This window comes from Winogradskyella alexanderae (assembly GCF_020166335.1).
Taxonomy (GTDB): Bacteria; Bacteroidota; Bacteroidia; order Flavobacteriales; family Flavobacteriaceae; genus Winogradskyella; species Winogradskyella alexanderae.
Window position 1 is genome coordinate 1 of sequence record NZ_JAIUJR010000018.1, and the last position, 6,239, is coordinate 6,239.

Here is a 6,239-nt window from a genome sequence, read left to right on the forward strand (position 1 = left end):
CGCGAGTATCATTCCGCCGTAACCATAAATTTAGCAAAAAGGCTTGAAATTCCGATTAGGAATTTCAGCCGTAATGAACTATAGCCGTTGTTGGCGGTAGTTTTTATTTTGATAACTCCAATCCAATATTTAAGTTTCTGCACATAACTTTTCCACTTGGATTTTCTTTATTAATCATTTCATTCAAGGGTACTAACTCCTCATAATTTTTAAATACAAAGCGTAAGAAAGAATTTGATTTAAAATAATCATTTGTTTTAGATGTTAATTGAGGTCTAATTACAGAATTCGCCCTTTCATGAGCCTTAGAATCCAAATAATAACCAATTAACTCAAGTCCTATGAATATTCCATTTTCATTTAATAGAATCATTTCATCAGAAATGTCAAAAGTTACTATGTCTTTGGTGAATGAATTGACATCTTTTGGCGGACTACTGTATAATGATTCAGAGATATTATTATTAATTGAGTTATAAATATGAATTCTAACGTAAGCCTTAATTTTCTTGTTTTTCAATTCCTTTTTCTCAATAACTTTTGAAAATGGAATTATAATCTTATCGACGTAATGATTTTTAATTTCCTCAGAAGGTTTAATTGAGGTAATGATCTCTGATTTTGGCTGTAAAGGCCAGGATCCAAAGCTTTTTGCACCTTTTAAAAATTTAATGTTTTTAGTTTTATCTTGATTTCTAGTTAATGTAACCTCATCTAGCTGATATGAATTCGCTTGCAAGAAAATTGTGTCTTTGAGAGTAGAGGTTTTGTATTTCTTGGTTTTATATCCTAATAGTCTAATTTTTAAGGAATCAGATATTACCATTTTCAAATCAAATTCTCCACTGATTGAAGAATAGAATCCAGAATCTTCAAATTCTATTGCGACAAACGATAGTGGTGCTTTGGTTATGGAATCTACAAGAATGATTCTCTGAGCTTGGACTTTAGCTGAATAAAAAATTAAAAGAAAAAGTAAGAGAGGTTTAAATGTTTTAATGAGGATCATTCCTTTTTTACTGTATTTTGAATTACCGCCAACGGTTTGGGCTATGGTTTCGTTGCGGTTTGCGGTTTGCGAAGCGTTGCTAGTTTTTTCCACACGTGCGAAGCAAACAGCGTAACGAAATCATTCCTCTTTATGTTTAAGTATTAAATGTAAGAAAAATTTTAAATTGAAGCGGGATAGTAGCAATGAACTATAGCCGGTGTTGGCGTTAGTTTTTTATTCATTCCAATATCCATTAAAATATTCCAAATCTCCAAATTCGCTCATTTCGTATACCCAATTCGAGCTATCCAAAATCAAATAGTTATATCCGTAAAATTCCGTTTTTTTGGATTCAGAGAATAAGGTTATTTTATATTGATAAGCAGGATAAAAATGGAAAGCTGAATCAAATTGTTTTTCAGAATATCCTCTGATTTGGCTTATATTCCAGTCAGAGGTAAATTTTTTTATTTTTTCAGAAGTCAGCTTTTTAAGTTCTTTCTTTTCGTTTGAGTAAATCAAAATTGAATCTATTGTTTTAAAGTTAAAAGAAGTTTTATTTGGTCTTTTCTCAAACATTTTATTATTACAAATATCTAAAGTCAAAAATCGGTCATTTTCAGCTTGCCAAGTAAATGTACAGCTGTCCTTTCTAGAAGCAGAATTTCCTTTTCTTTCATTATCCAGATAAACAGAGTATTCGATATAATATGCTGCGACCATATCAGGACATTTTTGTTTTTTGATTGTATAAATATCTACATTCCATTCTTGTTCGGTTTCACAAGGTCCGAGGCATGAAGAAAACAATGTCAAAATTATCAGAATGTAGGTTATGCTTTTCGTCATTTTTAAATTAACGCCAACGGTCTCGGCTATGATTTCGTTGCGTTGAAAATTCCAGCGGAATTTTCGACCGTAGAAATCCAGCCGTTTAAAGTTAAACTAATTTTGGGAATAGGTGAGAAGTAGCAATGAATTATAGCCATTGTTGTGGTTAGTATTTATTTCAACTCGAATATATACTCTTTATATACATCATTTGGATATTTTTCTAAATATTCCTTAACATACAGCGGATAAAATTTTTTCAGTAAATGTTGATTGGGAAACGCGGGATTATAGTTTAATTCTATATTCTCAGTAACATACATTTCGATAACCCTCCTTTTTGTCTTAACCTTTATTTTGAAGCATTCAAAACCGCAAATTGTTTTCTTATCATTTTTGAAGTATTCAATTATTTCAAATTCGTTTTTGGAAAGTCTTTTAAAATCCAACTGATTTTCTCTTAATTTAAAAGATAGAGTATTAAAGTTTGTGCCATATAATGTTTTTCTGTCAACTTTTAGTATATCAGTAATTTCCCCATTATTATTACAGTCCACTTTATATTGTATAAATAGTTTTGGTTTAACTAAGAAGTGTATTTTATATTTCTTTTTGTAAACCAGAACAGATGGTGTTTTAGGAACGGCAATATCAGAATTGTTAAATTTTGGATTTGATTTATTCCAAATACTGTCAGTTGTTGATTCATCAATATCAGCATAATTTTGAGTTACTTCATCAGTCACCGTTATAATAAATTTTCCAATATTTTTTTCGTAAGATTCCCTTGTTTGGGAAGTAACGTTACAGATTAATACCAAAGTTAGAAATAATGTTAGATGTATTTTCAAAGTCAGTGTATTATATTAACCACAACGGTCTCGTATAACCGTCAGTTACGGGATTAAGGTTAATAATTTTCGGTTAAGCACTAACGTTAGCAATTCCGAGTGGATTCGGACGTAGTCGAATCCGCCGTAATTGCGGTTATACATTGTTGGCTGTAGTTTTTTTCTTTTTCCGTTCTCTTGTGTATTTACTAAAAATGTCAACATATCTGTCGTCAAACATAATTTTTGAGATGTTTTTAAATTCAATTTTGGTTGGCTTTTCATCTAAAAATCCAGTCGCATTGAAATATTGTATAAACACACTCTTGTCTGTAATTCTTTTTATTGGTCCAATAGTGAAACTATCAATTTTGGGGTTTTCACATTCAACCACAACATTCTTTTTCTTTTTCCGCAACGATTGGAAAATTGATTTCCAATTTGTTAAATCCACTTTGGTTTTAATTCCGATATTTTTCTTTTCGTTTTCCAACAGCATTATTTTGTCATAATACTTATCATTATTGTTATATCGAATTTGTTTAAAGTCCTTAATCGGCAAAATATTAAATCCGAGAAGTCGGAAATCATCACATTCTTGAATTACAACAAAGTCATTCGAAAAGTCAACAATATAACCACGACTCAATTCGTCCCAATCTTCCGCAACTTTTCTTGTAATTCGAGCGAATTTTTGATTTTTGTAAAAGTCTTTAATTTTTTCTCGCATTTTGTTTTTCAAATTACAGCCAACGTTTTGGGCTATGGTTTCGTTGCGTGAAAATCCGCGAGGATTTTCCGCCGTAAACCGAAGATAGTAAAAATGCGAGGACTTTCCGAGAGGAAAGTCAGAAGCAATGAACTATAGCCGGTGTTGTAAGTAGTTTTTTATTTTGATTCAGTTTGGTCAATTAATTCCATTTGATTTTTAATATGTTCAGATAAGAATTCTTTTTCTTTATTATTCAAGTTTTCTAAAATTCCAACTCGTCCATAAAAGCTAATATTTTCATCGTCCTTGTGTACTAATACAATTAAAGGAAATCCAGTTTTCGCCTCAAACATTTCCAAGTCATTTTCCATTCCAGATATCGGATTGTCACGGTCAAGAAAATATTTAAATCGGATGTCTTTTTCAGTCGGACTGTCAAAAGGGTCGCTTGTCGGAATCGCTGATTCGATAAAGCCTTGAACTTCATAAAAGTCAGACTCATTATAGTCAGAATATCTTTTTTTGGACTCGCAAGATGAAAGTCCAAAACTCAATGATATCAATATGATTAGCGTTTTTCTCAAATTACTTACAACGGTCTCGTATAACCGTCAGTTATGGGTTTATATGTGTTAATTTTTCGGTTTAGCACTGACGTTAGCAATTCCGAGTGGATTCGGACGTAGTCGAATCCGCCGTAATTGCGGTTATACATTGTTACCCAACGTTTTTCTTTTTTTCAATTCGGTTATTCTTTTTTCAATTGTATTTGAGTCAGTAACGAATTCCACTTGGTCAATACATTTAAGTTCGGCTGAAAGTAGAATTTTATCTTTGTTCTTATTAATCAGTAGAATACCTTCGTCGTATCTCAATTCACCCTCATTATCCACAATTTCGTTTCTTGAAAGTATTTGTATTTGGTCAATCTCAAACTCATTGAAACTTATGCTTGAATTCAGTCCTTTTTTTATGCTTTGATTGACATCTTTTTCAAAGTCGCCAGTTGACATTTCGTGGTCAGTTACAGTTAATTTCAAGTCATAATAATCTAAAAGAGTTTCATTGTCCTCTGTCCATTGAGCACTCAAATTAAAATTTCGTGATTTTTCATTACCAAACTCGTCTTTCCAAAAGAAAGGAATTTGAATATAAGTTGCTGTATATATTTTTTCAATAAGATTTGCTCCAAGGGATGATGTTCTCGCAAACCAAATCCTTTTTCCAATTAGCTCCTTCAATTCCGCTAACTTTTGGTTATTTAAATAATTTCCTAATATTTTCAACTCTGTTTTCAAATGTTGGGTAACGGTCTCGGCTATGAGTAGTTGCGTGGTTTAGCACTCAACCTTGCAAGTACACACCAAACTGAAAATCCGCGAGGATTTTCAGAAGTAGGCGAGAACAAGCAATTACTTATAGCCATTGTTGCCATTAGTTTTTTATTCCATTTATAAAGTTTTCCAATTCCGTTTCGTTTAATTCATTTTGTTCATCATCAACTATGTAAAATGTCAGAACATAGTCTCCAAATTCCAAATTCAAAATTCGTAATCGGGATAATAGTTCAGAATTATTGCTTTTACTTCTATGAATAAACCAATAATTCTCCGAAATCGAGCCGTTGATTCCATTTGTAACAACTCTTTTAACGTTTACTCTCCGATTGTTTTTTGACTCAACAAGATATTCCGCCCACATTAATTCATATTTCGTTATACTCCGAATGTTGAGATTTGAACTTCCTTTCAAAGCATAAACATTATATAGATAACAGGCGATAATCGGTCGTTTGTTTTCTTTGTCTGAAAGTGTGAAAATTGGTTCAAAAATTGCTTTTTCAAACCCTTCTCGGTCTTTTTTGCTTAATTCCGTATTCTTTGGAAATTGATAATCAGTAATTAATTCCTGAAACTTGGTTTTATCCGTAACAATAAATTTATCAGAAAATTGAATTTCAACTCCTATTTGGTCAATTTCAATCCGATTGTTTGAGACTTTGACTTCAGGGTCAAAACTGTTTTTCCGATTTTTAATCTCTTTAGTTAGGTTCACATTTCAAATTAATGGCAACGGTTGGGCTATGATTCCGTTGCGTAGAAATTCGACAGAATTTCGGAGTAGGAATCAAGCCATTTATAGTTTATACTAATTTAGGTTTTTGCTTTAACATAGCAATGGATTATAGCCTTTGTTAGCTGTAGTTCTTATTTTACTATTGATTCTTTGATGACATCGAGGACAGCGTTTACAAAATCATCCATAAGCTTAAAATTATATTCGAAACTGTAGTATTCGTCTTTTTTGATTTCATACAAATATCTCCATTTGACAAATGATTCATTGTGAATTCTCAATAAATCCATTACGCTAAGTTGCGTGATATTATTAATATCTTTTGAATCTTCTTCATTTCCTGAAAATGAGTTAAAACTGAATTTTATTGGTCTTAAATTGTCGTTTTTGATTTTGCTTTTCTCTTGATAGCTATTTTCGATTTTCAATTTAAATTCTCCAGGCAGTTTATTGAATAATTCTTCCAGTTTGTGTTCATTATTTATTGTCTGATTTGTAACCATGTGAATCAAAAGTTTTAATAATAATTCTGCTGAAAAACTGTAACACACGGTGGAGACTGAAACAAATTCAAGATTTTCATTTCCGATTTTTTTGTCAAATTGCTGGGCTAGTCTTTTCCCTTCTTTATAGAAACCTAGAGCTGAATAATATTGGAGATTTTGATTGTTTCTTCTCATTCGAAATAGGACTCAATTACAGCTAACAGAGCGCTAAACGCAGTTCTGCTTTGAGAATGAAAAGATAATAAATTCCTTAGCAATAATTGGAGAATGGGTCTTCCTTATACTCTCTAATT

8 protein-coding genes are annotated in these 6,239 nt (G+C 31.6%); all 8 read right to left on the reverse strand.

Annotated features, from left to right (window positions below; all coding sequences use genetic code 11):
* Positions 1–103: 103 nt before the first annotated feature.
* Positions 104–1,102: a hypothetical protein gene (locus LBU54_RS14925; protein WP_224531871.1), complete on the reverse strand. Its 999-nt coding sequence runs from the start codon at positions 1,100–1,102 to the stop codon at positions 104–106.
* A 123-nt stretch (positions 1,103–1,225) separates the two neighbouring features.
* Positions 1,226–1,840 carry a hypothetical protein gene (locus LBU54_RS14930; protein WP_224531873.1) on the reverse strand — a complete coding sequence of 205 codons (615 nt, stop codon included), beginning with the start codon at positions 1,838–1,840 and terminating at the stop codon, positions 1,226–1,228.
* A 155-nt stretch (positions 1,841–1,995) separates the two neighbouring features.
* Complete coding sequence (locus LBU54_RS14935; RefSeq protein ID WP_224531875.1) at positions 1,996–2,673, reverse strand: hypothetical protein; 678 nt, start codon at positions 2,671–2,673, stop codon at positions 1,996–1,998.
* Between the two features lie 136 nt (positions 2,674–2,809).
* Positions 2,810–3,382 carry a hypothetical protein gene (locus LBU54_RS14940; protein ID WP_224531876.1) on the reverse strand — a complete coding sequence of 191 codons (573 nt, stop codon included), beginning with the start codon at positions 3,380–3,382 and terminating at the stop codon, positions 2,810–2,812.
* A 158-nt stretch (positions 3,383–3,540) separates the two neighbouring features.
* Positions 3,541–3,918, reverse strand: coding sequence for a hypothetical protein (locus LBU54_RS14945; protein ID WP_224531878.1), 378 nt, complete (start codon positions 3,916–3,918; stop codon positions 3,541–3,543).
* 153 nt (positions 3,919–4,071) lie between these two features.
* Complete coding sequence (locus LBU54_RS14950) at positions 4,072–4,605, reverse strand: hypothetical protein (RefSeq protein WP_224531880.1); 534 nt, start codon at positions 4,603–4,605, stop codon at positions 4,072–4,074.
* 193 nt (positions 4,606–4,798) lie between these two features.
* A complete protein-coding gene (locus LBU54_RS14955) occupies positions 4,799–5,419 on the reverse strand; it encodes a hypothetical protein (protein ID WP_224531882.1) in 621 nt (206 codons plus the stop codon).
* A gap of 152 nt (positions 5,420–5,571) precedes the next feature.
* Positions 5,572–6,120 carry a hypothetical protein gene (locus tag LBU54_RS14960; protein WP_224531883.1) on the reverse strand — a complete coding sequence of 183 codons (549 nt, stop codon included), beginning with the start codon at positions 6,118–6,120 and terminating at the stop codon, positions 5,572–5,574.
* Between the last annotated feature and the right edge of the window lie 119 nt (positions 6,121–6,239).